Origin of the sequence: Oribacterium sp. P9, assembly GCF_046365365.1 — a bacterium.
Classification (GTDB): Bacteria; Bacillota; Clostridia; order Lachnospirales; family Lachnospiraceae; genus Oribacterium.
In genome coordinates this window covers 51101-77862 of sequence record NZ_JBKEIS010000010.1, presented here as the reverse complement: position 1 = coordinate 77862, position 26762 = coordinate 51101, and the positions used below count along the sequence as shown (strand labels likewise).

At 57.2% G+C, this 26762-nt stretch carries 18 protein-coding genes and 1 pseudogene; all 19 read left to right on the top strand.

Annotated elements, in window-relative coordinates:
• Positions 1 to 195 precede the first annotated feature (195 nt).
• The 19 genes and pseudogenes from miaB to ACK8P7_RS07495 all read left to right on the top strand — a co-directional run bounded on the left by miaB (position 196) and on the right by ACK8P7_RS07495 (position 26616).
• Positions 196 to 1674 (top strand): tRNA (N6-isopentenyl adenosine(37)-C2)-methylthiotransferase MiaB, encoded by a 1479-nt coding sequence (gene miaB, locus ACK8P7_RS07585; RefSeq protein ID WP_410043611.1) that lies wholly within the window; start codon positions 196 to 198, stop codon positions 1672 to 1674.
• Between the two features lie 381 nt (positions 1675 to 2055).
• Positions 2056 to 4836, top strand: a complete 2781-nt coding sequence (gene mutS / locus ACK8P7_RS07580) for a DNA mismatch repair protein MutS (RefSeq protein ID WP_410043610.1) — start codon at positions 2056 to 2058, stop codon at positions 4834 to 4836.
• A gap of 248 nt (positions 4837 to 5084) precedes the next feature.
• Positions 5085 to 7319, top strand: a complete 2235-nt coding sequence (gene mutL / locus ACK8P7_RS07575; RefSeq protein WP_410043609.1) for a DNA mismatch repair endonuclease MutL — start codon at positions 5085 to 5087, stop codon at positions 7317 to 7319.
• A gap of 64 nt (positions 7320 to 7383) precedes the next feature.
• Positions 7384 to 8448, top strand: coding sequence for a tRNA (adenosine(37)-N6)-dimethylallyltransferase MiaA (gene miaA / locus ACK8P7_RS07570; RefSeq protein WP_410043608.1), 1065 nt, complete (start codon positions 7384 to 7386; stop codon positions 8446 to 8448).
• Entirely contained in the window at positions 8412 to 9692 is a 1281-nt protein-coding gene (locus ACK8P7_RS07565; RefSeq protein ID WP_410043607.1) for an aminotransferase class I/II-fold pyridoxal phosphate-dependent enzyme, read from the top strand. The genes miaA and ACK8P7_RS07565 overlap by 37 nt, the downstream gene beginning before the upstream one ends.
• A gap of 125 nt (positions 9693 to 9817) precedes the next feature.
• On the top strand, positions 9818 to 10528 hold the full coding sequence (gene radC / locus ACK8P7_RS07560; RefSeq protein ID WP_410043606.1) for a RadC family protein: 711 nt from the start codon (positions 9818 to 9820) through the stop codon (positions 10526 to 10528).
• A pseudogene (gene mreC / locus ACK8P7_RS07555) lies at positions 10509 to 11327 on the top strand (rod shape-determining protein MreC); the annotation flags it as partial. The gene radC and the pseudogene mreC, both read left to right, overlap by 20 nt.
• Before the next feature lie 271 nt (positions 11328 to 11598).
• Positions 11599 to 12150 (top strand): rod shape-determining protein MreD, encoded by a 552-nt coding sequence (gene mreD, locus ACK8P7_RS07550; protein ID WP_410043605.1) that lies wholly within the window; start codon positions 11599 to 11601, stop codon positions 12148 to 12150.
• A gap of 11 nt (positions 12151 to 12161) precedes the next feature.
• Positions 12162 to 15032 (top strand): penicillin-binding transpeptidase domain-containing protein, encoded by a 2871-nt coding sequence (locus tag ACK8P7_RS07545; protein WP_410043604.1) that lies wholly within the window; start codon positions 12162 to 12164, stop codon positions 15030 to 15032.
• 93 nt (positions 15033 to 15125) lie between these two features.
• A complete protein-coding gene (locus tag ACK8P7_RS07540) occupies positions 15126 to 16265 on the top strand; it encodes an FtsW/RodA/SpoVE family cell cycle protein (protein ID WP_410043603.1) in 1140 nt (379 codons plus the stop codon).
• Positions 16266 to 16340: 75 nt separating this feature from the next.
• On the top strand, positions 16341 to 16730 hold the full coding sequence (locus tag ACK8P7_RS07535; protein WP_410043602.1) for a methylglyoxal synthase: 390 nt from the start codon (positions 16341 to 16343) through the stop codon (positions 16728 to 16730).
• Positions 16731 to 16953: 223 nt separating this feature from the next.
• Complete coding sequence (locus ACK8P7_RS07530; protein ID WP_410043613.1) at positions 16954 to 17895, top strand: D-alanyl-D-alanine carboxypeptidase family protein; 942 nt, start codon at positions 16954 to 16956, stop codon at positions 17893 to 17895.
• Positions 17896 to 18343: 448 nt separating this feature from the next.
• Entirely contained in the window at positions 18344 to 18763 is a 420-nt protein-coding gene (locus ACK8P7_RS07525; protein WP_410043601.1) for a twitching motility protein PilT, read from the top strand.
• A gap of 13 nt (positions 18764 to 18776) precedes the next feature.
• Complete coding sequence (locus ACK8P7_RS07520; protein ID WP_410043600.1) at positions 18777 to 20216, top strand: HlyD family efflux transporter periplasmic adaptor subunit; 1440 nt, start codon at positions 18777 to 18779, stop codon at positions 20214 to 20216.
• Between the two features lie 156 nt (positions 20217 to 20372).
• Positions 20373 to 20903: a cell division protein SepF gene (locus tag ACK8P7_RS07515; protein ID WP_410043599.1), complete on the top strand. Its 531-nt coding sequence runs from the start codon at positions 20373 to 20375 to the stop codon at positions 20901 to 20903.
• Between the two features lie 401 nt (positions 20904 to 21304).
• Positions 21305 to 22390 carry a 3-dehydroquinate synthase gene (aroB, locus tag ACK8P7_RS07510; protein ID WP_410043598.1) on the top strand — a complete coding sequence of 362 codons (1086 nt, stop codon included), beginning with the start codon at positions 21305 to 21307 and terminating at the stop codon, positions 22388 to 22390.
• 114 nt (positions 22391 to 22504) lie between these two features.
• Entirely contained in the window at positions 22505 to 23017 is a 513-nt protein-coding gene (gene lspA / locus ACK8P7_RS07505) for a signal peptidase II (protein WP_410043597.1), read from the top strand.
• A 1-nt stretch (position 23018) separates the two neighbouring features.
• Positions 23019 to 23951, top strand: a complete 933-nt coding sequence (locus ACK8P7_RS07500; protein ID WP_410043596.1) for an RluA family pseudouridine synthase — start codon at positions 23019 to 23021, stop codon at positions 23949 to 23951.
• A gap of 73 nt (positions 23952 to 24024) precedes the next feature.
• Positions 24025 to 26616 carry a C40 family peptidase gene (locus ACK8P7_RS07495; protein ID WP_410043595.1) on the top strand — a complete coding sequence of 864 codons (2592 nt, stop codon included), beginning with the start codon at positions 24025 to 24027 and terminating at the stop codon, positions 26614 to 26616.
• Positions 26617 to 26762 lie beyond the last annotated feature (146 nt).

The window sequence follows — 26762 nt, the reverse complement described above, 5'->3', positions numbered from 1 at the left end:
CACCAAGGTGGCAAAACGGCCTCGCCGCCCGGGGGCATCCACGCGCCAAAGGCGCATGGATATATACCAAGTGCCGCTAAGGGGACCTGACTTGATTTCACACGGTCTCTACGTATGGCGTCTGTTGTCGGTCCTCCGGGGACCTTTGGCTGAACTGCTACCAATACTTGGAAATATAGAAAGTTGATTTGATTTATGGATTACATTATAGATTTTAAAGAAATCGTGGAGCAGGCACCGGCGGAGGAGCCGGCGCGGCAGTACTATTTCATGGACCGTGTCCGTGAGCTCGTGGAGATGAAGAAGCAGGAGGGCTATGCGGCGCACTGTATGGTCGAGGTCATGGGCTGTCAGATGTCGGCGAAGGATGGTGAGAAGCTGCTCGGTATCCTGGAGCGCTGCGGCTACACTGTGACGGAGGATGACCGGGATGCGGATGTCGTGCTGTTCACGACCTGTACGGTGCGGGAGAATGCGAACATGAAGCTGTACGGTCGGGTCGGCCGTCTGAAGCATCAGTACGAGCGCCGCGATGGGATGATCATCGGTATCACCGGCTGCATGATGCAGGAGAAGGACGAGGTCGAGGGGATCCGGAAGCGCTATCCGTACGTGCGTCTCGTCTTCGGTACGCACAATGTCTACAAGCTCGCGGAGCTTCTGTACCAGACGCTCGTCACCGGGAAGCGGACCTTCGAGGTGCTCGAGGATACGAAGCTTATCGTCGAGGAGCTGCCGAGTGACCGTCGCTACCGCTTCAAGGGCGCGGTGAACATCAGCTACGGCTGTAATAATTTCTGCACCTACTGTATCGTGCCGTACGTGCGTGGTCGGGAGAAGTCGCGTAATGCGACGGCGATCCTCCGTGAGTGCGAGCAGCTGATCGCGGATGGCTGTCTCGAGATCACCCTGCTCGGTCAGAATGTCAATTCCTATGGCAATGACATCCCGGGCAGCACGAGCTTCCCGGAGCTGCTCGCCGCCGTGGCAGAGCTGCCGGGTCTCCGGCGCGTACGCTATATGACCTCGAACCCGAAGGATCTCTCGGATGAGCTCATCGAGGTGATGAAGACGCACCCGAACATCGAGCGGCACATTCACCTGCCGCTGCAGTCCGGCTCCAGCGCGATTCTCAAGCGCATGAACCGGCACTATACGAAGGAGAGCTACCTCGCACTCGTGGAGAAGATCCGCCGGGAGCTGCCGGAGGTGGCGCTGACCACAGACATCATCGTGGGCTTCCCGGGCGAGACCGAGGCAGACTTCCAGGATACCGTGGAGGTCGTGCAGCAGGCGCAGTTCGACGCGGCGTACACCTTTATCTACAGTAAGCGGACGGGCACACCGGCGGCGAGCTACGAGCAGGTGCCGGAGGAGGACGTGAAGGACCGTTTCGACCGGCTTCTTAAAATCGTGCAGGAGAGCTCGGCGGCGAACGAGACCCGCGACCTCGGGAAGACCATGGAGGTCCTCGTTGAGGATGAGAATAAGAACCAGGAGGGCTACCTCACGGGACGCCTCTCGAACAGCGTGCTCGTGCACTTCCCGGGCCCGAAGGAGCTGATCGGCACCATGCAGATGGTGAAGCTTACGGAGTCGAAGGGCTTCTACTACTTCGGCGAGCTCGTCGGACGGCAGTCGGAAGCACAGTACTGCGAGACCGGTTCAATCTAAGTCAGGGACCCTAAGCGGCACTAGGCCCTCTGCAATCGCTGAGTTTTCTTCATGAAAACTCAGCGTTGCTAGAGGGTGCTAAGGAAAATGACGCAAGGAGACGATGCCATTAGATGCGCCTACGGCGCGGGCATCGTCGCTTGATTTTGCCACCAAGGTGGCAAAACGGCCTCGCCGCCCGGGGGCATCCACGCGCCAAAGGCGCATGGATATATACCAAGTGCCGCTAAGGGGACCTGACTTGATTTCACACGGTCTCTACGTATGGCTTCCGGCTGCTGTCCGCCGAGCTACGTCTTGACTTAACGACGTTTCAACAGTGACGGGCGGAAGACAGATGTGTGCATTGGCCTGCGGGGCGCAGGCAGCGAAAGGAAACAGATGGCTGAGAAAAAGTTGTCGCCGATGATGGCGGAGTACCTCGAAACCAAGAAGCAGTATCCGGACTGCATCCTCTTTTATCGGATCGGCGATTTCTACGAGATGTTCTATGAGGATGCGAAGACCGCGTCGTCGGTGCTGGATCTGGTGCTGACCGGGAAGGACTGCGGACAGGCGGAGCGGGCACCGATGTGCGGCATCCCGTTTCATGCGGCGGACAGCTATGTGACGCGTCTCGTGGGTGCGGGCTATAAGGTGGCCATCGCGGAACAGCTCGAGGATCCGAAGCTTGCGAAGGGACTCGTGAAGCGAGGGGTCATCCGCGTGGTGACACCGGGAACATTGACCGCCGAGCAGGGACTCGATGAGACGAAGAACAACTTCCTCATGAGCATCTTCTACGATGCGTCGGGCTTCGGCGTGAGCAGCGTCGATGTGTCGACCGGCGAGTTTCTGACGACGACCTGCGGCACGGTGAAGGAGGTGCTCGATGAGCTGAGCCGCTTCCAGCCGGCGGAGATCGTGTGTAATCAGGCGTTTATGATCTCGGGCGCGGATACGGATTTCATCAAGGAGCGCTTCAATCTGATCATCACGGAGCTCGAGGATGGGGTGTATAAGGATGAGGCGGCGACGAAGCTGCTCGAGGAGCACTTCCATGCGAGCATTCAGGGAATCGGCCTCGCGGACCGGGATCTATCGCGCCTGAGTGCTGCGGCGGCACTGCACTATGTCTATGAGACGCAGAAGAACAGCGTCGCGCATATCTCGAACATCCGCTACTACGCTAGCAGCCAGTACATGATCATCGACACAGCGACCCAGCGGAATCTCGAGCTGATCGAGACGATGCGGGAGAAGAAAAAGCGCGGGACGCTGCTCTGGGTCCTCGACAAGACCCGGACGGCGATGGGGGCACGTATGCTCCGCCGTTTCCTCGAGCAGCCGCTGATCGACCGTGCGCAGATCCTCGCGCGGCAGGACGCGATCGAGGAGCTCTGCGGGCACTATATCGACCGGGAGGAGATGTCCGAGTACCTGAACACCGTCTACGATTTCGAGCGTCTGCTCGGAAAGATCTGCTATAAGACGGCGAATCCGCGGGATCTCATCGCCTTCAAGCAGTCGCTTCGTATGCTGCCGGATATCCGGCAGGAGCTCGGGCTCTTCCAGTCACCGCTTATGAAGGAGATCTATGAGGGCATCGACGAGATGCAGGAGCTCTACCAGCGCATCGACCAGGCGATCGTGGAGGATCCGCCGGTGTCGAGCCGTGATGGCGGCATCATCCGCGAGGGCTACCACGCGGAGGCGGACCGCTACATGCAGTCGAAGCTGAACGGCAAGCAGTGGCTTGCGGAGCTCGAGCAGCGGGAGCGGGAGCGCACGGGGATCAAGACCCTGAAGGTGAAGTTTAACCGTATCTTCGGCTACTGTATCGAGGTGACGAACAGCTTCAAGGACCTCGTGCCGGCGGACTATATCCGGAAGCAGACCCTGACGGGCGCGGAGCGCTACACGACGGAGGAGCTCGAGAAGCTACAGAATGAGATCCTCGGTGCGGAGGAGAAGCTGCACCAGCTCGAGTACGAGCTTTTCTGCGATGTGCGCGATACCATCGCGGAGAATGTGCAGCGCGTGCAGAAGACCTCGCACTATGTGGCGCTGCTCGACTGTCTGATCTCGCTGTCGAAGGTCGCGACGAGCAACAACTACTGTCGTCCGGAGATCAACGAGGCGGGCCGTATCGAGATCCGGGATGGGCGTCATCCGGTCATCGAGAAGCTGCTCCAGGATGGGATGTTTGTGACCAATGATACCCGCCTCGACGATGCGGCGGACCGGATCGCCATCATCACCGGGCCGAACATGGCCGGTAAATCGACCTACATGCGGCAGGTGGCGCTGATCGTGCTGATGGCGAGCATCGGCTCCTTCGTGCCGGCTAGCCATGCGGATATCTCGATCTGCGATCGTATCTTCACGCGGGTCGGCGCGAGCGACGACCTCGCGTCTGGTCAGTCGACCTTCATGGTGGAGATGAACGAGGTGGCGAATATCCTTCGGAATGCGACGACGAAGTCGCTGCTGATCCTCGATGAGATCGGTCGCGGTACCTCGACCTTCGACGGCCTCAGCATCGCCTGGGCCGTGGTCGAGTACATCGCGAAGGTCGTTCGGGCGAAGACTCTCTTCGCCACGCATTATCACGAGCTCACCGAGCTCGAGGGACGGCTGGACGGCGTCAACAACTACTGTATCGCGGTCACCAACCACGATCAGGATATCGTGTTCCTCCGGAAGATCATCCCTGGGGGCGCCGACCAGTCGTACGGCATCGACGTGGCGAGCCTCGCCGGCGTGCCGCGCCCGGTCATCGAGCGGGCGAAGGAGATCGCCGCGGAGCTCAGCGACGCGGATATCCTCGCGAAGGCGCGCGAGCTCGACTGCGAGCCAGGCTTCCGTCAGGAAAGCCTCGCGCTCGAGGAGAGCGGCGCCGGCGCGGACAGCGACCTCCTGTTCGGCGCAGGGGATGCGCCGAACGGCATGGTCGCAGAGCGGATGCCCGAGGCTACGCGCGGAGCAGCTGGCTCCACAGCCGACGGCACAGCCCCGGCAGGTGCAACGACACCAGCTGGTGCGGCAGGTACCGAACCGGCACTCCCGGCATCGATCCGCGACGCCCTCGACTACCTCCGCAGCATCGACATCAACCACATGACCCCGCTCGACGCCATGAACACCCTCTACGAACTAAAGGACCGCTTCCAGCTGTCATAACATGTCCGCGAGGCCAAGGGGTCAGACCCACGCTTTACGGCCTGAGTCCCGTAAATTCAGCCATTCGGGGGTCTGACCCCAGTAACTTCCGGGAGTTAATGCAGCTCCGACCGTAAACTATCGGGAGGCCAAGGGGTCAGACCCACTTCTATCGTTTATGCCCCCTTGAATCTATCCACAAGGGGGTCTGACCCCGGTGACTTCCGGGAGCCATCAGGACTCCGACTCTATGAATCGAGGATTGACACATGAAAATCAACATTTTAAGTGATGAGACCATCAATCAGATTGCGGCTGGCGAGGTGATCGAGCGGCCGCTCAGTGTCGTGAAGGAGCTCCTCGAGAACGCCATCGATGCTGGCAGCACCGCGGTCTCGGTCGAGATCCACGACGGCGGCATCTCCATGATCCGTGTGACGGATAACGGCGGCGGCATCGCAGAGGAGGATGTGCGTAATGCCTTCGTCCGCCATGCCACCTCAAAGATCCGCGATGCCCGCGACCTCCTCAGTATCCAGACACTCGGCTTCCGCGGTGAGGCCCTCGCCTCCATCGCCAGTGTCGCCCGCGTCGAGCTGATCACGAAGACCCCGGGTGCCCTCATGGCTGTGCATTACCAGATCGAAGGCGGTGTCGAGAAGGATTTCGCCCAGATCGGCGCACCCGACGGCACGACCTTCATCGTGCGGGATCTCTTTAAAAACGTCCCGGCGCGCCGTAAATTCCTGAAAAGTCCGCAGGCCGAAGCGGCCCGGATCCAGGATATCCTGGAGAAAGAAGCATTGGCCCACCCGGAGGTCGCTTTCCGCTACCTGCAGGACGGCCGCCAGCTCCTCGCGACGCTTGGCAACGGCTCCCTCCTGGACGTGGTCTACTCGATCTACGGCCGCGACGTCACGAACCAGCTCATCACCGTGAACCGCGCCTACCAGCGCTCGGCCCTCACCGGACTCCCGGCGGTCACCGTCCGCGGCTTCATCGGAAAGCCTGTGATCACCCGCGCGAACCGCAACTTCGAGCTCTATTTCGTGAACGAGCGCTTCGTGAAGAACCCGATGATCATGAAGGCGATCGAGGACGGCTACCGCGCCTTCCTCATGCAGCACAAGTTCCCGTTCGTCGTGCTGATGATCGACGTGAATCCGGAGATCGTCGATGTGAACGTCCACCCGCAGAAGCTCGAGGTGCGCTTCTCCGACGGCATGCTCATCTATAACTCCGTCCTCGACGCCGTGCAGAACGCCCTCCGCCAGACGGAGCTGATCGTAAACACGGATCTGGACAATGCTGCCGACGGCAGAGGCGCACACGCCGCCACTTCGACTGGCAGCGGAAGTGCCGTGCCGAAACCCCCGGTCATGCCACATGTCGAGCCGTTCGAAAAGAAGCGCGTGGAGGCGACTCGTGAAGTCTTCGCGGAAGCCCTCCGTCCGCAGCTGCACCCGGACGCCGCCCCGAAGGAGGACATCTACCTCCAGGGACAGCCACGCAACGGCAACAGCGGAAGCCATGACGGACTCCATGAGCGCAGAAGCGAAGCGGAGATGCCGTGTGCCGTGACCACACCGTCTGATACCATGACTGCCGCACGAGAACAGAAAGCTACTGTTGCTGAACGTCTTTCAACAGATGATGTTTCAGTTACGAAGGACATTCAGGCAGCCGCTGGAACGAGCGCTGTTTCGGTGGCGCACGATGTGAAGGATGCGACCGATGCATCTGCGATTTCTGCCTCTTCGGAAGAGAAGAGTACCTCTGCCGACGTTGCATTATCCGCGTTATCGGAGACCACCGCAGAAGCACCAGCGCCATCTACGTCGCCGGAGACCGCTGCACCCGCACCTGCGTCACAGAAGCCGGAGCAGGAAACCCTGTTTTCGGAGCGCTTCCTCAGTGAACAGGCGCGCACCGCGCATCGCATCATCGGGCAGGTCTTCGAGACCTACTGGCTCGTCGAGTACGGTGATAAGCTCTACATCATCGACCAGCACGCCGCCCACGAGAAGGTGAACTTCGAGCGCATGATGAAGCGCCTCCGCGAGAAGAAGCCGGCCAGCCAGTACCTGAATCCACCGATTCTTCTGACCCTGACCGCCGACGAAGCCCGTGTCCTCGAGGAGCACATGAGCTACTTTGAGCAGCTCGGCTATGTGATTTCCAGCCTCGGGGATCGTGACTACAGCATCTCCGCCATCCCGACCGACCTTCCGGAGCTCAGCAAGAAGGAACTCCTCCTCGAGATCCTCGACGAGCTCACGGACGAAGCCGGCATGACGACCCCGGATACCATCTACGACAAAATCGCCTCGATGTCCTGCAAGGCCGCCGTCAAGGGCAACAATAAACTGAGCCTCATGGAAGCCGACGCCCTCATCGGCGAGCTCCTGACCCTCGAGAACCCGTACGCCTGCCCGCACGGCCGCCCGACGATCATCTCCATGTCGAAGACAGAGCTCGAGAAGAAGTTTAAAAGAATTGTCTGAATACCAGACATTCATGTAAGGCGGGCCGCAGGAAGCCCTCCGGCCCACCGAAAGGAAGCAGGCTATGAATATCAACATTGCGAAGAGACCGCTCATCATCCTCGCCGGCCCGACCGCCGTAGGGAAGACGAGCACCTCGGTGGCGCTCGGGAAAGCGCTCGACGGTGAGATCGTCTCGGCGGACTCCGTCCAGGTCTACCTCGGTCTCGACATCGGCTCTGCGAAGGTGACGAAGCAGGAGATGGAGGGTGTTCCGCACCACCTCATCGACGTCATCGACGTCGACACCGATTATGACGTGCAGGCCTTCCAGCAGATGGCGTCGGAAGCCATCGACGGCATCTACCGGCGCGGCCATATCCCGATCCTCGTCGGCGGTACCGGCTTCTATATCCAGGCGCTTCTCTATGGCATCGACTTCACGGAAGAGGATGCTACGAAGCATCAGGAAGTATCGGCCCGCCTCCAGGCGATCGCCGACCAGCCGGGCGGAGCAGAGCAGCTCTACGAGCGCCTCCGTGAGGTCGACCCGGCGTCGACCGAAAAGATCCACGCCCACAATATACGCCGCGTGATCCGTGCCCTCAGCTTCTACGAGCTCCACGGCACCCCGATCTCTGCCCATAACGAAGAGGAGAGGGCGAAGACCGCCATCTACGACAGTGTCTTCTTCGTCCTGAATGACGAACGGGAGAAGCTCTACGCGCGCATCAACCAGCGCGTCGAGGGGATGCTGTCGGACGGCCTCCTCGACGAGTGCATCCGGCTCCGTGCCCGAAACCTGCCGCCGGAGCGCACCTCGATGAAGGGGATCGGCTACCGCGAGGTCCTCGCGGCGCTCGACACGATCCTCGCGTATCAGAAGGGGATTTCCGTCGAAGAAGCCTCGAAATCCGTGGTTTCCGAGGCGGAACTCCGGGCCCTTCCGCTTGAAACCCCGGAGAATCGTGTTATAATGGCTCAGGCTGTCGCTAAGATTCAGCAGAACTCGCGGAATTATGCGAAGCGCCAGCTCACCTGGTTTCGCCGCGAACGCGACGTCCACTGGATCGAGCTCCAGAATTTTGAATATAAGAAGGAAAAGATAGTAGAATGGATAATCGAGACATGTTCCGTGCACTGGGCATAAAGGAAGAAGTATATACACTCTGTGAGGAGGCCCTCGCCGACCTCCGCGATCGCTTTGCAGAGATCGACAGCATCGCCGAGTACAATCAGCTGAAGGTCGTGAAGGCCTTCCAGGACGCGCACGTATCCGAGGCGCATCTCTATGGCACCACCGGCTACGGCTACGACGATATCGGTCGAGATACCCTCGAGCAGGTGTATGCCAATGTCTTCGGCACCGAGGATGCACTCGTCCGCTCACAGATCACCTCCGGCACACACGCCCTCGGCATCGCCCTCGCCGGCAACACCCGTCCGGGGGACGAGATCCTCTGTCCGGCCGGCGGCCCGTATGACACCCTCGAGGAGATCATCGGCATCCGCCCATCCACCGGCAGCCTCGCCGAGTACGGCATCACGTACCGTCAGGTCGACCTGCTGCCGGACGGCGGCTTCGACTACGACGGCATCCGTGCCGCCATCAACGAGCGTACGCATCTCGTCGAGATCCAGCGCTCGAAGGGCTACGCAAGCCGGGATACCTTCTCTCCGGAGCGCATCGGCGAGCTCATTGCCTTCGTGAAGTCCATCAAGCCGGACGTGATCTGCATGGTCGATAACTGCTACGGTGAGTTCACCCGCCGTGAGGAGCCGTCCCTGTACGGAGCCGACATGGTCGTGGGCTCCCTCATCAAGAACCCGGGCGGCGGACTCGCGCCACTCGGCGGCTACATCGCCGGCACGAAGGACTGCGTGGAGCGTGCAGCCGTACGCCTCACGACCCCGGGCCTCGGTAAGGAGGTCGGTGCTTCCCTCGATAACAACAAGCTGTTCTACCAGGGCCTCTTCATGTCCCCGGTCATCACGGCCAATGCTGAGAAAACCGCCATCTTCGCTGCAAAGGTGTATGAGCGCTTAGGCTTCCAGTGCCACCCGAGTGCAGACACCACCCGCTACGACATCATCCAGGCCATCACCCTCGGCTCCGAGGAGGCCATGGTCGCGTTCTGCCAGGGCATCCAGGCAGCCGCACCGATCGACAGCTTCGTCACCCCGTATCCGGACGATATGCCGGGCTACGACAGTAAGGTCATCATGGCAGCCGGCGCCTTCGTTCAGGGCAGCTCCATCGAGCTCTCTGCCGACGGTCCGATCCGTGCACCGTACAACGTCTACTTCCAGGGCGGCCTCACCTGGTACCACGGAAAGCTCGGCATCATGATGTCCGTACAGAAGATGCTGGAAAAGGGCCTCATCACGATTTAAATATTAAAAAACAAGACACAGAATCATCACAAAACCGTAAACTCTTAGGCGTTTACGGTTTTGCCGCTTTATGTTAGAATAAGGCATCGTGGGCTCCATGTTCTTCCCTGGGACAAGGAGTAAATATGTGTAGTAAATGGAATAATCTGAAACCTGAGGAGATGCCGTACGAGAAGTGCATGACGCTGGGGGCGGAGAGCCTTACCGACGCGGAGCTCCTCGCGATCCTGCTGCGCACCGGCACGAAGAATCACACAGTGCTGGAGGTGGCAGAAAAGGTGCTGTCCATGAATCCGGAATTTGACGGACTCGTCGGGATGATGCACTTTACGCCGGAGGAGTACCGGCAGGTGGAGGGGATCGGCTATGTGAAGGCCGTTCAGCTCAGCGTCGTCGGTGAAATCGCGCACCGCATCTGGCAGCGGGCGAAGAGAGTGAAGCATACCGTGTTTTCACGCCCTGAGCTGGTGGCAGAGTACTATATGGAGGATCTCCGGTATCTCGATCATGAGGTCGTCCGCATCCTCTACCTCGACTACCAGATGCAGCTTCTGAAGGATAAGCTCCTTTCGACCGGCACCTGCTGTCGCTCTGCGATTTCATCACGGGAGATCTTCATCGAAGCGCTCGGCATTCATGCCGCCTGCTTCATCATGGTGCACAATCACCCGAGCGGAGATCCGGCACCGTCGGAGGAGGATATCAAGTTCACGCGTGAGCTGGAGCAGGCCGCACAGCTCGTCGGGATCCGCCTCATCGATCATGTCATCATCGGCGACCATCGCTATATCAGCTTCAGAGAACAGGAATTAATCAGTGGAAAACAGGAAGAGTAAATATATCTTTATTGTTCTTACGGTACTATGCGTCATGATGATCGTCCTTTCGAGCGTAAAGGACGGTCTCATGAACCCGATCCGAAACACCATCGGCTATGTGCTGGTGCCGCTCCAGACCGGCGTGAACCGTGTGGGCTACGGGCTCTATGAGGAGCTCGAGGACCATCGCAGCCTGAAGGCCGTACAGGAGGAGAACAAGCGCTTAAATGAACAGATCGACCTGCTCACGGAGGAGAACAACCGGCTCGCCCAGAACGAGGGCGAGCTGAGTCGCCTCCGTGATCTTTATGCCCTGGATCAGGATTACCTTCAGTATGAGAAGGTAGCCGCCCGCGTCATCGCAAAGGATTCCGAGAACTGGTTCCAGGTCTTTCGTATCGATAAGGGCTCCCAGGACGGCATCCGCGTCGATCAGAACGTCATGGCGAACGGTGGACTCGTCGGCATCGTGACCGACGTCGGCCTGAATTACGCGACCGTCCGTTCCATCATCGACGACGAGTCCCGCGTTTCTGCGATGTGCCTGCAGTCGAGCAGCACCTGCATCGTCGCCGGCGACCTGACCCTCTACCAGCAGGGACGGCTCCGCATCACCGACATGCAGAAGGACGCGACGATCCAGGACGGTGACCGCATCGTCACCTCCAACATCTCCTCGAAGTTCATGCCGGGGATCCTCATCGGCTATGCCGTCGATATCCAGGATGACGAGAAGAAGCTGATGAAGACCGGCTATCTGATTCCGGCAGCCGATTTCGATGATCTCACCGAGGTCCTCGTGCTGAAGGATGTAAAGTCCGACCACTTCCTTGATACGAACGAGGGACAGGATGTCCTGATGAAGAACCTGACGGACACAACGGCCGCAGAGGAGAGTACTGCCGCCGAGGAGAGTGCTGTCGCCGAGGAGAGTGCCACTGCAGCAGACGGACAGAGCATCGCGTCCACGGAGGCGTCTTCACAGTGGTCCGGGATGGAAGGGCTGACGCCGCTCAGCGACATCACCGGCGAGACGAGTGCCTCTGACGAGAGCACAGACGAGAATGCAGGGTGAGGTCGGATAGGATATGAACGCAGTTACGAAACGAAAATTACCGAAATGGAAGCCTTTGAAGCGGAAGACGAAGCAGCGTCTTCGTATCCTCTTTTATATCGCATCCCTGGGGCTTGCGTTCCTGATTCAGACCAGCGTATTTCCGCTGATTCCGTTTCTCGCCGCTTCCCCGAACCTGCTGCTGATCCTGACCTTCTCCTTCGGCTTCCTGCACGGCAGTCTGCCGGGCATGATCTACGGACTCGGTGCCGGCCTCCTGATGGACCTTTTCTATTCCGGTCCCTTCGGCTTCTACAGCCTGGTCTTCGTCCTGATCGGCTATCTCAACGGCTTCTTCAGCCGCTTCTACTACGAAGAGTACATCACCCTGCCGATGTTCATGTGCGTATTTAATCTCATGATCTACCACATCTACATCTATGTGTTCCGCTTCCTGATCCGACTGAAGCTGAATCTTCTGTACTATGGACTGCACGTCGTATTGCCGTCCATCGTATTTTCACTGCTCGTCACACTGGTACTGTATCGTTTCTTCTTCTCCGCCCATGAGCGGATCGAACGCTAGAGGAGTCTTCATTGTTCAAGGAATTACTGAGCGCAGTTAAAGAATTTATCATCCGTTTCATCAGCTCCCGTCTCTTTGCACTGGGGCTGATTTTCACGCTTTTATTTGCGGTACTCGCAGGACGCCTGTTCGAGCTGCAGATCGTGAACGGAGACCAGTACCTCTCGGATTATCAGAACCGTACCCTGACGAAGGTGACCACGGTCGGTACGAGGGGCAATATCTATGACCGCGACGGTCGTCTCCTCGCGTATAACGAGCTTCAGTACAACATCACGATCGCCGACAACGGTGCCTACGACACGACGGATCAGGGCATCAACCGCCGGAATCTGATGCTGTATCACCTGACGGAGATCATCGAGAAGTACGGCTATTCCGTCGACGGACAGTATAAAATCCGGCTCGATGAGAATCATGAGTTTCAGTTCACGACGAGCTCCGAAAATGACCGGAAGCGCTTTATCGCGAACATCCGCGGGCGCAATGTCTCCGACCTAAGCGCCAAGGACTTTAACGTAAGTGCACAGGAGGCCTTCAACACCTCGAAGCGTCGTTACCGCTTCGATAACATCAAGGATGAAAACGGCATGGCGATCGTCCTCGATGACGAGACCGCCCTCGATATGATCAACATCTTCTATACCATGCGTCTCACCGCCTACCAGCGCTACCAGACCACGACCATCGTAAAGAACGTGTCGAAGGAGTGCATGGCGGAGATCCTCGAGGCGAAGGGCGAGCTGCAGGGTGTCGATATCGAAAATGTTTCCGTACGAAAGTACAACTATGCGCCGTACCTGAGCCACATCGTCGGCTATACCGGCCAGGTCCGGGAGGATCAGCTCGCAGAGCTCCGAAAGATCGATGAGGGTTACGAGCTGAACGACACCGTCGGCGTCTGGGGTCTCGAGAAGAGCATGGAGTCCGAGCTGAAGGGACAGAAGGGCTACCGCGAGATGTACCTGAACTCCGTCGGCTCTGTCCTCGAGGTCGTCTCGGAATCCGAGGCGAAGGCGGGCAATGATATCTATACCACCATCTCCGCGAACGACCAGATCGCGATCTACCACCTGCTCGAGCAGGAGCTGGCCGGCATACTCGCATCGAAGATCGTCGAATCGGATGCTCCGCAGAACGTGCAGGTAAAGCAGTCCCAGATCACCATCCCGGTGAAGGACGCCTACTTCCAGCTCATCAATAATAACGTGCTGGATTCCGCCCATTTCGCCGAGGCTGCGCCGGGCAGCGCCGAGCGCCAGATCGCGGACATCTTCGCGGACAATAAGGAAAAGAAGCTTCAGCGCATCGAGCAGGAGCTCCTGAACCCGAGTACGAGTGAACTGAATGCGCTTCCGAAGGATATGCAGGCCTTCATCGTCTACATCTATGACTATCTTCTGAGTGACGCCTCGGGTATGATTCAGAGCTCGAATCAGAAGTTTAAGGATTCGGAGGCCTACCAGGCATGGCGAAACGACACCATCAGTCTCCACGACTTCATCATCGCCGGCCTCGAGGAGGCGTGGCTCGATACCTCGAAGCTGTCGCTTTCCGAAGATTACTATGATACCGAGAACATCTACCAGCTGCTCGTCGAGCAGCTGATGGAGCGGCTCCGGGACGATACGGATTTTGACAAGGTCCTTTATAAGTACGCAATCGCGGACAACACCCTCCAGGGCTACCTCTTACTGATGGCGCTCTTTGAGCAGGGCGTTCTCCCGGAGGATGCACAGGCCTACCTGCAGCTTTCGACCGGCAACGCGCACTATGCCTACACCTTCCTCGTGAAGAAGGTCCGGCAGATTGCATTGACCCCGGCACAGCTTGCGCTGGATCCGTGCAACGGCTCGGTCGTCGTGACGGATGTGAAGACTGGAAAGATCCGGGCCCTCGTGACCTATCCGGGCTTCGACAACAACCGGATCACGGACAGTGATTACCTCGCGAAGGTGAACAAGGACCTGTCCCTGCCGCTTCTCAACAACGCAACCCAGACCCAGCTCGCACCTGGTTCGGCCTTCAAGCCGATCACCTCGATCGCGGCGATGGAAGAGGGCGTCATCGACCTCTCGACCATCATCGACTGTACCGGTATCTACAAGGACGTCGTACCGAACATCCGCTGCTGGATCTACCCGGAGAAGCATGGGGAGGAGAATATCATCGATGGTATCAAGAACTCCTGCAACTTCTTCTTCGCCGAGGTCGGCCATCGACTGGCGACGGATCCGAACGGCATCTACAGCCAGACTCTCGGTCTCGAGCGGATCGCAAAGTACGCCGCTGCCTTCGGACTCGATTCCCTCTCGGGCGTCGAAATCGATGAGACGAAGCCGCACATCTCGGATTACGATCCGGAGCGTTCTGCGATGGGTCAGGGTAATCATGCATACAATAACGTGCAGTACGCCCGCTATATCACCGCTGTCGCAAACCGTGGCACAGTCTTCGACCTCTCGATCCTCGACAAGGTGACGGACTCCGACGGAAACGTGCTTCGTACGATCGAGCCGAAGGTGAAGGACCAGCTTGAGTTCAGCACGGTAACCTGGAACGCGGTCCAGACCGGACTCCGTGAGATGATCACGGAAGGTGTCGCGAAGAACGTCTTCAGCGGTCAGAATATCCCGATCGCCGGTAAGACCGGTACCGCACAGGAGCGTGAGGACCGTGGTAACCATGCGGTTTTCGTTTCCTACGCGCCGTATGACAACCCGGAGATCGCCGTCACCGTGAACATCCCGTACGGATATTCCTCCGGTAACGCCGCGAGTCTCGCAAACAACGTATACAATTACTGCTATGGCAAGGACAGTCTCGAGGCCATCCTTTCACGGGATGCGTCCTACGTTTCCTTGGTCAATGTTTCCGACTAAGCATCGTCACCTTCCTTTCCGTGTGTGCGCGTGCGCATGTGTATGCAACAGGCGCTGCGCAGCACAGGCAGTCATTCATAGAAGAGTAGACATATGAGGTTTGATTACAATTTTAAGCATTATGATTTCCGGCTCGTCCTCTATATGATCGTGCTGAACATCTTCGGCGTGCTCGTCATGCGCTCCGCGGTCGGTGCCGAGAGCTTTCGGGACGTACAGGTCGTGCGTCAGATCCTGGGTTCCTTCGCCGGGCTGGCGATCTGCATCGCCCTGTCGCTCGTGGACTATCGCTGGATCGTGCAGCAGGCGAATCTGATCTACCTGTTCTGCGTCCTGCTCCTCGCGGGTGTTCTGATCTACGGAACCGCCGCCGGACACGATGCGGTCCGCTGGATACAGCTGCCGGTCATCGGACAGGTCCAGCCGGCCGAGTTCGTGAAGATCGGACTCATCGTGTTCTTCGCTGCCTACTTTCAGCGGGCGAAGGACCAGATCAATCTGCCGCACATCGTGCTGATGGCCTTCGTGTGGTTTATGATCCCGATCCTGCTGATCCTTCTGCAGCCGAACCTGAGTACGAGTATCATCATCACGATCATCGTAGCGGCCATGGTCTTTGCGTCGGATATCAGCTTCCGGTGGATCCTCGGTGTGGTCCTCGCCATCGTTCCCTTCGCCCTGATCTTCGTCTATCTGTTCCGGTCGGGCCTCTATGATAAGATCCCGCTGCTGCGTGGCTACCAGGCACAGCGTATCCTGACCTTCCTGAACCCGTCGGAGAACACGCAGACCTTCTACCAGCAGATGTACTCCATGATGGCGATCGGCTCCGGAAAGCTGACGGGCAAGGGGCTCTACAACAGCTCCATTTTTTCCGTGAAAAACGGTAATTTCCTCGCGGAGGAGGATAATGACTTCATTTTTGCAGTCGTGGGAGAGGAGCTCGGCTTCCGTGGATCGCTGATAATTATCATATTATTCTTGTTGATTATCGTAGAATGTCTTATAATAGCAAGGAAGGCTCGAAATCTCAGTGGACGTCTGATCTGTGTCGGCATGATGGCATGGATCGGCTTTCAGACCTATACGCACATTGCGGTAACCACGGGAATCTTCCCGAATACCGGCATCACACTTCCTTTTTTCTCGAGAGGCGTAAGTTCACTGGTTTCCGTCTATGCCGGTATGGGCATCGTGTTAAATGTAGCATTGCAGAGAAGCAATCGTGCGTGAATCAACGCTCCTTTTTGAAGGGCGTCATGCTTCTATGTTGTACAATGAAAAAGTAAGGTCAGAGAGGTCTCAATAATGAATGTCGGATTAATCGCACATGATTCAAAGAAGAAGCTGATGCAGAACTTCTGCATCGCCTACCGTGGCATCCTGAGCAAGCATGAGCTCTATGCGACCGGTACCACCGGACTCCTCATCGAGGAGGTCACGAATCTTCGTATACATAAATTCCTTCCGGGAGAGACGGGCGGCGCTCGTCAGCTGGCATCACAGATCGAGCAGGGAAACCTCGATATGGTGATTTTCCTGCGTGACCCGTTACATGTGAAGGCACAGGAGCCGGAGGTCAACTCCATCGTTCGTCTGTGCGACAGCTACAATATCCCGATCGCGACGAACCTCGCGACCGCCGAGCTTCTGATCAAGGCGCTGGAGCGTGGCGATCTCGAGTGGCGAAACATCTGATGTAGACATTGACCATGGCCCGGCTGAAACCGCTGCCTGCAAGCGCAGCGCGTCGGTACGGTTTCACGGTCCGCTCGGTGCGAGATCAGGGCAACAAAGATTACGACAGGAGATAAACAGATACATGCTTAGACAGAATCGAAAGAATCGCGATCGCAGCATGAAACCATCCGGAGGGAGCTTCCAGCGAAGACTCCTTCCGTTTCTTTTATGCTTGCTTTTTATGATACCGCTCGCCGGCTGCGGGCGAAAGAAGCTGGAGCACAGCTATGACATCCGCATGGGACTCACCCGCATGAATGCGGTCAGCGTCAGCGACGTCTCCGGGAAGCACGCAGATGGCTTCTCGAAGGGACTCGCGCTTCCAGATGCGAAGCAGGCGGTCGGGGCAGACGGCCTCACAGCAGAGGCAGCCCTTCTCGTCTCGAACGAGGGCGACGATCCACAGGTGCTCGTCTCGAAGAATCCGTATGTCCGCACCTACCCGGCATCCATCACGAAGGTGATGACGGCCCTCGTGTGCCTCCGGCATGTCGACGACCTGCAGCAGGAGTTCACGGTCACGCAGAACTCGAAAATCACGGTTTCCGGATCCTCCATGGCCTATATCCATCCGGGCGAGACCCTCACCATCGAGGAGCTTCTCTATGGTATGCTGCTGCCGTCCGGAAATGATGCCGCGGTGGCTGTCGCGGAGGCCACGGCCGGCTCCGTTGACGCCTTCGTGGAGATGATGAATGAAACGGCAATGGAGATCGGTGCCACCGGCTGTCACTTCGTAAACGTGAACGGACTGCCGGACGAGAATCACTATATGACGCCGTATGATATCTACCTGACGTTGCATGCAGCCCTCGCGTATGACGCCTTCCGTGAGATCGTCGGAAGCGTGCATTACGATCCGGAGTACAAGGACGCGAACGGCATGCCGAAGAAGCAGGAGTGGACCGTCTCGAACAAGTACATGCTTGGTGAAGTCGAGACACCGGACGGCCTCCGCGTTCTCGGCGGAAAGACCGGCACCACAAAGGCCGCCGGCTACTGCCTCACCCAGGCGACGGAAAAAGAAGCCACCGGCGAGGAGTTCATCAGCACCGTCATGAAGGCGAAAACCCGCGATGATCTCTACGCAAATATGACGATGCTACTGGAGAAGATCCACTGAGCTACACCCCGGAGAGCCGGCACCAGAAGCCATACGAAGTGGTCGTGAAAGATCAAGTCGTAACCCATTAGCGGCACTTGGTAAATATCCATGCGCCTTCAGCGCATGGATGCCCCCGGGCGGCGAGGCCGTTTTGCCACCGTGGTGGCAAAATCAAACGACGATGCCCGCGCCGTAGGCGCTTCTGATGGCATCGTCTCCTTGCCATCTCTCCTTGGAACCCTCTGCAACGCTGAGTTTTCATAAAGAAAACTCAGTGATTGCAGAGGGCCTAGTGCCGCTTATGGGTTTCGACTTAGAGCTTTCCGAGCGCGCAGTACTGTGCTTCTGGTGCCGGCTCTCCGGGGTGTGCGCTCGGATTTTTAGAAGCCATGTTCTGTGATTGCTCCTTGAATTAGACCCCCGAATGAGATATACTAAACCTACAAAAGTTAGGAGGTACTTGACTATGGTACAGTTGATTGTAGGCAAGAGAGGCAAAGGTAAGACCAAGCAGCTTCTTGATAAGGCAAACTCAGTAGTGAAGGAAGCCAACGGCAGCGTGGATTTCCTTGATAAGTCGGCACAGCATATGTATGAGCTCAGTAATAAGATCCGTCTTATTAACGTAAATGAGTTCCCAATCGATTCCGAAGATGCTTTCATCGGCTTCGTAAGCGGTATTATTTCTCAGGATCACGACCTCGAGTACATGTTCCTGGACAGCTTCCTTAAGCTTTCTTCTCTTGAGGGCGCAGATATCACAAACTGCATCAAGCGTTTAGAGGATCTCGGCGATAAGTACAAGGTAACCTTCGTACTGAGCGTATCGATGGATGCCGAGGAGCTTCCTGACAGCGTTAAGAAGGATGTAGCGATCGCGCTTTAATCCACAGTTCACAATGGCCGTTAAACAGCAAGTAAAATCTACAGCTAAATACAGAAGACCATTTCAATTCAATGTAGGGATGATAATCTTCGCGATTATCTTTCTCTACATTGTTTTTAGTGTATACTCCTATGTTTCCCGGGACCAGATTCGATATTATGAGGTTCAGAAGGGGAGCATCGTCCGTGACCAGCAGTATACAGGCATCGCCATCCGTCAGGAGCAGGCCGTGAATGCAACCAGCTCCGGCTATGTGCACTACTATATCCAGGATGGCCGGAGAGTGGCCGTCGGCAGTGATGTCTATACCATCGATGAGACCGGTGCACTCCAGTCCTATCTGAAGGAGCATCCGGAGCTTACGACGGAGATGACGAGTGAGCAGATCTCGGATATCCGCTATCGTCTGTCCCAGTTTTCACAGTCCTTTAAAAACAGCAATTTCTCTGCACTGTATAATACGAAGTACGCCCTCGATGCGTCTGCACTCGAGTACTCCAGCGTAGCGAATGCGCAGGACCTCGATGATGTACTGCAGAAGCTCGGTATCAACTATGTGCGGGTGAGTGCAGATCAGGCCGGAGTGGTCTCGTATACCATCGACGGTGATGAGGCGCTGACGGCAGACGCGGTGACCGCGGATCTCTTCACGATGAGTGGTTATAAGCGGAACATCACGAAGCCGGGTGCGCTGATGGAGAGCGGTCAGCCGGTGTATAAGCTGATCACCAGTGAGAAGTGGAGTCTCGTGTTCCAGCTCGATGACGCAGGGAAGGCGAAGTATCAGGATGTGAAGAGTGTAAAGGTTCACTTTACAGAATCGGATCTGACGGTGAACGCGACGCTTCAGGTCTTTACGGGCAAGGATGGAAACAGCTATGGTCAGCTCGATTTTACAGAGCTGATGGAACAGTTCTGTGACGAGCGTTTCATCCAGTTCGATATCGTGACGAATGATCAGAAGGGACTCAAGATTCCAGTGACCGCGGTTACGGAGAAGGATTTCTATATCGTTCCGAAGGCGTTTAAGACGACGGGGCCGGATGGCAGCACCGGCTTCTATCGTGAGGCCGTGGCTCAGGATGGTTCCGGTGCTTCCGTCGAGTTCGTACCGACGGACATCTACCGTATCGATGATCAGTACTGCTACCTCAGCATTCCAGATGACAGTAATACGAGTTCGATCCGAACGAATAACATCCTCGTGCGACCGGAAGCGGCGGCGAGCGGTCAGCTCGACTCGACGATGACCTATCCGGTGGGACCGGTGAAGTCCCTGCAGGGTGTCTACAACATCAACCGTGGCTACTGCATTTTCCGACAGATCGTGCCGATCGAGCAGAACACGGATTACCTCGTCGTCGCCGAGAATACAGATTACGGCATCTCGGTCTATGATCATATCGTACTGAATGCGTCACTCGTGAAGGATGGACAGCTCGTTTACCAGTGATTTAAGACTTTACAAACCGTGAAAATGGTGTAAAATTTCACTATTCTGTGTTTTCATGTCAGAACACGGAGTTGTATTTATTGACAAGGAACGATAATTGTATAAAATAGACCTTATGAATAGTAGGGAAACTGTGTGTACACGGGGGTTAAGTAAATGAGCTTTATCAGTAATATCATGAAATCCATGCGCGTCGATCAGGATGATGATTACGATCTGGATGACGATTATAATTATGACGACGATTATGATGAGGAGTCACAGCGTGGTGGTAACATCTTCACGAGATCAAAGTCGCAGGATATGGACGACGACAGGGCAGAGGATCGCCCGTTAAAGCCGACACTTTTCTCCAGAAAGTCACAGTCACAGCCGCAGCCGACACATAGAGGTATGGAGGTCACCATGATCAAGCCGACCTCGATGGATGATTCCAGAGAGATCTGTGATTACCTGCTTCAGGGGAAGGCGGTCGTTCTCAATATGGAGGGCCTTCATATGGAGATCGCGCAGCGCATCATCGATTTCACATCCGGTTCAGCGTATTCTCTGGAGGGAAATCTTCAGAAGATCTCGAACTATATTTTCATCGCGACACCGCCAAATGTGGAGTTGTCCGGTGATTTCCAGAATATTCTGGCAGCGAGCGCAGATGTAAACATCGGTGGTCTGAATCTTCGGGTTTAATCGAAACGGATACAGGGCGGAGGGACGCAGGTCCCTCCGTTTTTTACATCTTAGGACAGGTGCCCCGGAGGGCCGGCAACAGAAGCACAGTACTGCGCGCTCGGAAAGCTCTAAGCCGAAGCCCCTAAGCGGCACTAGGCCCTCTGCAATCACTGAGTTTTCTTTATGAAAACTCAGCGTTGCAGAGGGTTCCAAGGAGAGATAACACCAAGTGCCGCTAAGGGGCTCCGGCTTGATCTTTCACGACCGCTCCGTATGGCTTCTGTTGCCGGCCCTCCGGGGCACCTGCCTGAAAGATTACGGATGTAACTGTAAGGTATCTCAGTGAGTAGTTTTCTGAACTGTATTTTATGGGATCTGTATGATAGAATGAGAAGAGTTTTTTGCAGGGGGATCGATCGATGGCGAGAGAATTAGATGTGATGTATCAGGGGGCTTTTTCCTACTCGATTTATATCGAGGAGAGTTTCGCGGGGCTGGCAGCGGCTGTAGAGACGCTGGGGCTTCGTGAGCGGCGTGCGCTGATCGTGACGGATGCGCATGTGGCACCGCTGTATCTCGAGGAGGTGCGCGCGGCGCTTCGTCCGTGCTTCCGTGAGCTTCATGAGCTGGTGCTGGTGCCGGGGGAGGAGCATAAGAATACAGATTCCATCGCGGAGATCTATGCGGCGGCGGTCGAGGCGAGCTTCGACCGAAATGATGTCTTCGTCGCCCTCGGTGGTGGTGTCGTCGGGGATATGACGGGCTTTGCGGCAGCGACGTATATGCGCGGGATCCGTTTCATTCAGATTCCGACGACCCTGCTTTCTCAGGTCGACAGCTCGATCGGCGGAAAGACGGGCGTTGATTTCCGCGCCTATAAGAACATGGTCGGTGCCTTCCACATGCCGTCGCTCGTCTATAGCAATGTGGCGACACTTCGGAGTCTGGATGCGATCCAGTATGCCTCCGGTATGGGGGAGGTCATCAAGCATGCCCTCATCCGGAGCCGTGATTACTTCGACTACCTGAAGGCACATCAGGCGGAGCTGGAGCTTCGGGATATGGCCGTACTGATGGAGACTGTCTATCAGAGTAATCTCATCAAGCGTGCGGTGGTCGAGGTCGATCCGACCGAGAAGGGGGAGCGTCAGCTGCTGAACTTCGGTCATACCTTAGGACATGCGATCGAGAAGTGCTCGAACTTCAGCTACAGCCATGGCCAGTGCGTGGCGTTCGGCTGTCTCGCGGCGATGCAGATTTCCGGGACGATGACGGCGGCGGAGGTCGACAGCATTGAGCGACTGATGGCGGCGGTCGGTCTCGAGACCCGCTGCCGGGCGATGAACCAGGAGGAGATCCTCCAGGCGACGCGGAAGGATAAGAAGATGGACCATGGTCATGTGCGCTTCATCCTGCTTCGGCAGCTCGGCGAGGCCTATATCGATCTTGCCGTGTCGGATGCGCAGATGCTCGAGGGGCTTCGGTCCATCATGCAGACAGACTGAGAACAAAACATGGAGTGCGGGCCGGGCGCTGTCGGTGCGCTGATTTATGCCACGGGATGAGAACCGTGCGGCGGCCGTGAAAGGCGGGCGAAGCACTGGAAAACAGGGAGTAAGATGAAAGAGAATTTGAAACGTTGGGGTATTTTTCTGCTGCTTGCGTTGCTGCTGGTCGGTCTCGATCAGTTCACGAAGCAGCTTGCGGTAGAGCATCTCATGGGGGCAGACCGTGTGCCGATCATCCGGAATGTGCTGTACCTTCTGTATATCGAGAACCGCGGGGCAGCGTTCGGCAGCCTGCAGGGGGCACAGATTTTCTTCTATATCATCACCGTGGTGGTGCTGTGCGGCATCGTCTATGTCGTGCACCGCATCCCGCAGGGAGACCGGCATTTTCTGCCGCTGCTGCTCGTATGCGAGCTGATTTTTTCGGGTGCGATCGGTAATTTCATCGATCGTGTCCGTCAGCAGTATGTCGTCGATTTCATCTATTTCAGCCCGATCGATTTTCCGGTGTTCAATGTCGCCGATATCTACGTTACGGTGGGCTGCGCCCTGATGGTCGTGCTTTTCCTTTTCTACTATAAGGATGAGGAACTTGGCTTCCTGCATCGCAGCAAAGAGGTGTGAGATGAATTTCGTAGAAATCCGTGTACCATCGGCGCTGTGTCCGGTCCGGATCGATCAGTATCTCGCGACGCTGAAGGAGCCGGAGATCTCGCGGAGCTATGCGGCGAAGCTGCTGAAGGAGGAGCGTATCCTTCTGAACGGAAAGCCGGCGAAGGCGAGCACGAAGCTGAAGGCAGGCGATGTACTGTCGCTGGACCTGCCGGCACCGGTCGCCCTCGACGTGGAGCCGGAGGACATCCCGCTCGATATCATCTACGAGGATCAGGATGTGCTGATCGTGAATAAGCCGAAGGGGATGGTCGTGCATCCGGCGGCGGGGCATGCGCAGGGCACGCTCGTGAATGCAGTGATGTATCACTGTGGTTCGGAGCTGAGCTCCATCAACGGGGTGATGCGTCCGGGCATCGTCCACCGCATCGATATGAACACGACGGGACTGCTTGTGGTCTGCAAGAATGATCAGGCTCATAAATCACTCGCGGCGCAGCTGAAGGTCCACTCCATCACCCGCCGTTATGTGGCGATCGTGATCGGGAACCTCCGGGAGGACGAGGGCACCGTGGATGCACCGCTCGGCCGCTCGAAGAAGGACCGGAAGAAGCAAGCCATCGATGAGCTGAACGGCCGCCCGGCGGTGACGCACTATCACGTACTCGAGCGCTTCGGCGGGGCCTACACCCTCGTGCAGTGCACGCTGGAGACAGGGCGTACGCATCAGATCCGTGTGCACATGGCCTCTATCGGCCATCCGCTGCTCGGAGACGAGGTCTATGGGCCGAAGAAGTGCCCGTTTGATCTAGAGGGCCAATGTCTCCATGCCCAGGTGCTGGGCTTCATTCATCCGCGGACCGGGGAGTACGTCGAGTTCAGCTCGCCGTATCCGGCGTATTTCGAGGAGCTTCTGACGAAGCTTCGGAATAAATATAACAGTTAAGGCAGGGGACCCTTCGCTGAAATTCAAGAAAAATTAAAATATTCGGGCGCTGAGCTGTGCTATGATGAAGCCTATGAAAATTAAAGATTCCCATTTACATATGAATAAAAAGCAGACGGCAGCCACAGCAGTTTTACTGGCTGCCGGTCTTGTTGTGTCCATCGCGGCCCAGCACTACGGCGCAGCACCGACGGAGACGGCGGCTGAAGAAACAGAGGCCGAGACTGTCGTCGAGGAGGAAACATTGGCCACGCTCAGCGAGCTGCCGAAGGCGAACGGCCTCAATTTCGGTGGGCTGCGTTCCTCCCTCGCGAACCTCATGGACAGTGAGAGCGCGTCGCAGTTCCAGCCGGCGCCGGATAAGCTGAACCTCGCGTACTTCTACCGCGACGGCGCGGATACCAGCGATACCATCCACAGCTACGCCGGTGAGGTGTACCAGAAGCTGATGACGGCGGATAACGAGTACCTGGCGAAGATCTACGATGAGGCGGGCGTATCGCCGCTCAATCTCGCGAAGCGCCTCGGCGTGAGCTCAAGCCGCGTCATGGGTAAGTATAACCCGAACGCCGGCGGGCAGGATCCGAATGATGCCTCGACCTGGTACATCCCGAACTTTAAAAATGTCAATGTCTCCTTCTACAACGCAGATGGCGAGCAGGTGAACGAGTACTCGAACGTCAAGGACATCATGGCGATGGCGTCCGTGTACTGCTACGCACACAACTACCTCGACGTCGATACCTTCGAGAAGTACTGTGAGGAGCTGTACAGCAAGTCCAGAAGCTACACGATCAGCATCGGCAAGGTCTACTACGACAGCGGCTGTATCAACCGGACGGCGAAGGAAGAGGCGGATGATGCGAAGAAGGTCGAGGAGGCACTGGCTGCGCTGAAGCTGCAGCTTCAGGCGGCGACGAACCGGAGCGAGGGACTCCTCACGCAGGACGCACTGTCCGCGGGCAGCGCGGCGATTTCCGCTGAGAACCAGCAGGTACTGAATCTGACGGGTGACAGCACCACGACGACGGCGGAGATGAAGAACTATGAAACCCAGATCGACGCCGAGGGCAATGCCGGCGGCAAGGGGATCATCTTTCACTCGGATGGCAGCGGCAGCGGAAGCGCAGGCAGCCAGAGTGCAGTGACGAGTGTGCCGGAGAGTGCGGCGGCCTCGACGGAAGCCCAGACGCAGGCAGTCGCACAGACGGCAGCACCGGCACAGACTGCTGCACCGACCCAGTCCCAGACCCAGGCGGCAGCCGCACAGACGCAGGCCGCGTCCGGCAACAGTGGCATGCTGGTGCTCGGGGCGATGAAGCCGGTGAAGAAGATGTCGAAGCGCAGCGCGCAGGCCGCGCAGGAGACGCTGGCATCACTGGATGGCGTTCACTATGGTGCGCCGGGCAGCTATGGTACGGCGAGGGAGTATGCGGAGGCGCAGAAAAACGCGCGTGCAGCGGCTTCCCTGACCAGCAGCATGCTGGTCTTCGGAGACAGTGATACTGCAGCCGCGAGTGCCGTGCCGGAGACAGCAGCGGTTTCGACCGAAGCGAGTGAGACGCAGGCTGCCGTTTCTCAGACGACGCCGACGAGTACCGAGGATACGACGTACGAGACGGACGAGAACGGGCAGAAAAAGAAGCGCTATGCGGGCTATGAGGCCGGTAAGGGCATCGATGAGGTGAATAAGCAGGCGACAACCGCAGCGGACGCGAACAGCAGTGTGGGTGGTGACGTTCAGTCGACGACTGCATTGGCCGACAGCGCGCAGACCGTGATTGGTGCCTTCACGGGGGAGCAGCTCAAGAACATGGACGAGAATACGCTTCGCCAGCTCGTGCAGCAGAGCCTCGCAGCCGAAGAGGAGAAGCAGAGCGCGAACACGGAGACCGATGTCAAGAGCAAGAACTACTGTCCGGGGCATGTGGACCTCTATGTGAAGGTGACGATCTACGGCTTCGAGGATGCGAAGGGCCTCCGCACGGTGGCGCTCTCGGCGGATGATCAGGACGAAAACGAGGCGACGAAGAGCCTCGATGCAGCGCTCGCGCGGAATGGCTGGAATGGCTGGACCGAGGAGCAGATGGGCTATGTGCAGAAGCTGATTTCGCAGGACTGGTTCAAGACCTATGGTCTCTCGATCTCGACCATCAATCCGAAGCAGCCGCTGACAGAGGAGGAGATCTCGAAGTACCTGTCCTCGCTGCCGGACGATATTTCAGAGGCGCGGAAGGCGGTTATCAAATTTGCGCTTTCATCGGTCGGCAAGATCCCGTATTACTGGGGCGGAAAGGCGAGTGCGGCGAGCTATGAGAAGAACGGCTTCGGTCGTGTCATCGAGGCGGACTATAAGGGACGTGTGCTGCGGGGGCTCGACTGCTCCGGCTGGGTACAGTGGGTCTACTGGTCGGCGATCGGGAACCGGTTGAATGGTGCGAGCAGTACGGCGACGCTCATCGGTGAGGGACAGAAGATCCGGCGATCGGAGCTGCAGCCGGGCGATATCATCGTTCGTGTCGGCGCGGACTCGCATGTCGTGATGTTCCTGCATTGGGCCGGCAACGGAAACATGATCGTTATCCATGAGAACTCCGGCGCGAATAACGTGTCGGTGAGTGAGGTGACGGCGAACTATCCGTACTATCGGAAACTGATCGAATAAGGCCCGGAGGTCGTAACCGTTCAGATGATGGGGCCCTCCGGGTCCCCTCCCTGTCGTCTGAACTGTTACGGAGGGTCGAATCCTGTGAAATAAATTTTGCAAAACTTATTGACAAATCGAGTATGGAAGAGTAATTTATATGAGTA

Coding starts and splice junctions, on each gene's coding strand:
- ACK8P7_RS07515 (WP_410043599.1), top strand. CDS start 20,373: ATGAGCTTTATCAGTAATATCATGAAATCCATGCGCGTCGATCAGGAT.
- ACK8P7_RS07500 (WP_410043596.1), top strand. CDS start 23,019: ATGAATTTCGTAGAAATCCGTGTACCATCGGCGCTGTGTCCGGTCCGG.
- ACK8P7_RS07525 (WP_410043601.1), top strand. CDS start 18,344: ATGGTACAGTTGATTGTAGGCAAGAGAGGCAAAGGTAAGACCAAGCAG.
- mutL (WP_410043609.1), top strand. CDS start 5,085: ATGAAAATCAACATTTTAAGTGATGAGACCATCAATCAGATTGCGGCT.
- ACK8P7_RS07520 (WP_410043600.1), top strand. CDS start 18,777: ATGGCCGTTAAACAGCAAGTAAAATCTACAGCTAAATACAGAAGACCA.
- aroB (WP_410043598.1), top strand. CDS start 21,305: ATGGCGAGAGAATTAGATGTGATGTATCAGGGGGCTTTTTCCTACTCG.
- mutS (WP_410043610.1), top strand. CDS start 2,056: ATGGCTGAGAAAAAGTTGTCGCCGATGATGGCGGAGTACCTCGAAACC.
- radC (WP_410043606.1), top strand. CDS start 9,818: ATGTGTAGTAAATGGAATAATCTGAAACCTGAGGAGATGCCGTACGAG.
- ACK8P7_RS07495 (WP_410043595.1), top strand. CDS start 24,025: ATGAAAATTAAAGATTCCCATTTACATATGAATAAAAAGCAGACGGCA.
- miaA (WP_410043608.1), top strand. CDS start 7,384: ATGAATATCAACATTGCGAAGAGACCGCTCATCATCCTCGCCGGCCCG.
- miaB (WP_410043611.1), top strand. CDS start 196: ATGGATTACATTATAGATTTTAAAGAAATCGTGGAGCAGGCACCGGCG.
- ACK8P7_RS07540 (WP_410043603.1), top strand. CDS start 15,126: ATGAGGTTTGATTACAATTTTAAGCATTATGATTTCCGGCTCGTCCTC.
- lspA (WP_410043597.1), top strand. CDS start 22,505: ATGAAAGAGAATTTGAAACGTTGGGGTATTTTTCTGCTGCTTGCGTTG.
- mreD (WP_410043605.1), top strand. CDS start 11,599: ATGAACGCAGTTACGAAACGAAAATTACCGAAATGGAAGCCTTTGAAG.
- ACK8P7_RS07530 (WP_410043613.1), top strand. CDS start 16,954: ATGATACCGCTCGCCGGCTGCGGGCGAAAGAAGCTGGAGCACAGCTAT.
- ACK8P7_RS07535 (WP_410043602.1), top strand. CDS start 16,341: ATGAATGTCGGATTAATCGCACATGATTCAAAGAAGAAGCTGATGCAG.
- ACK8P7_RS07565 (WP_410043607.1), top strand. CDS start 8,412: ATGGATAATCGAGACATGTTCCGTGCACTGGGCATAAAGGAAGAAGTA.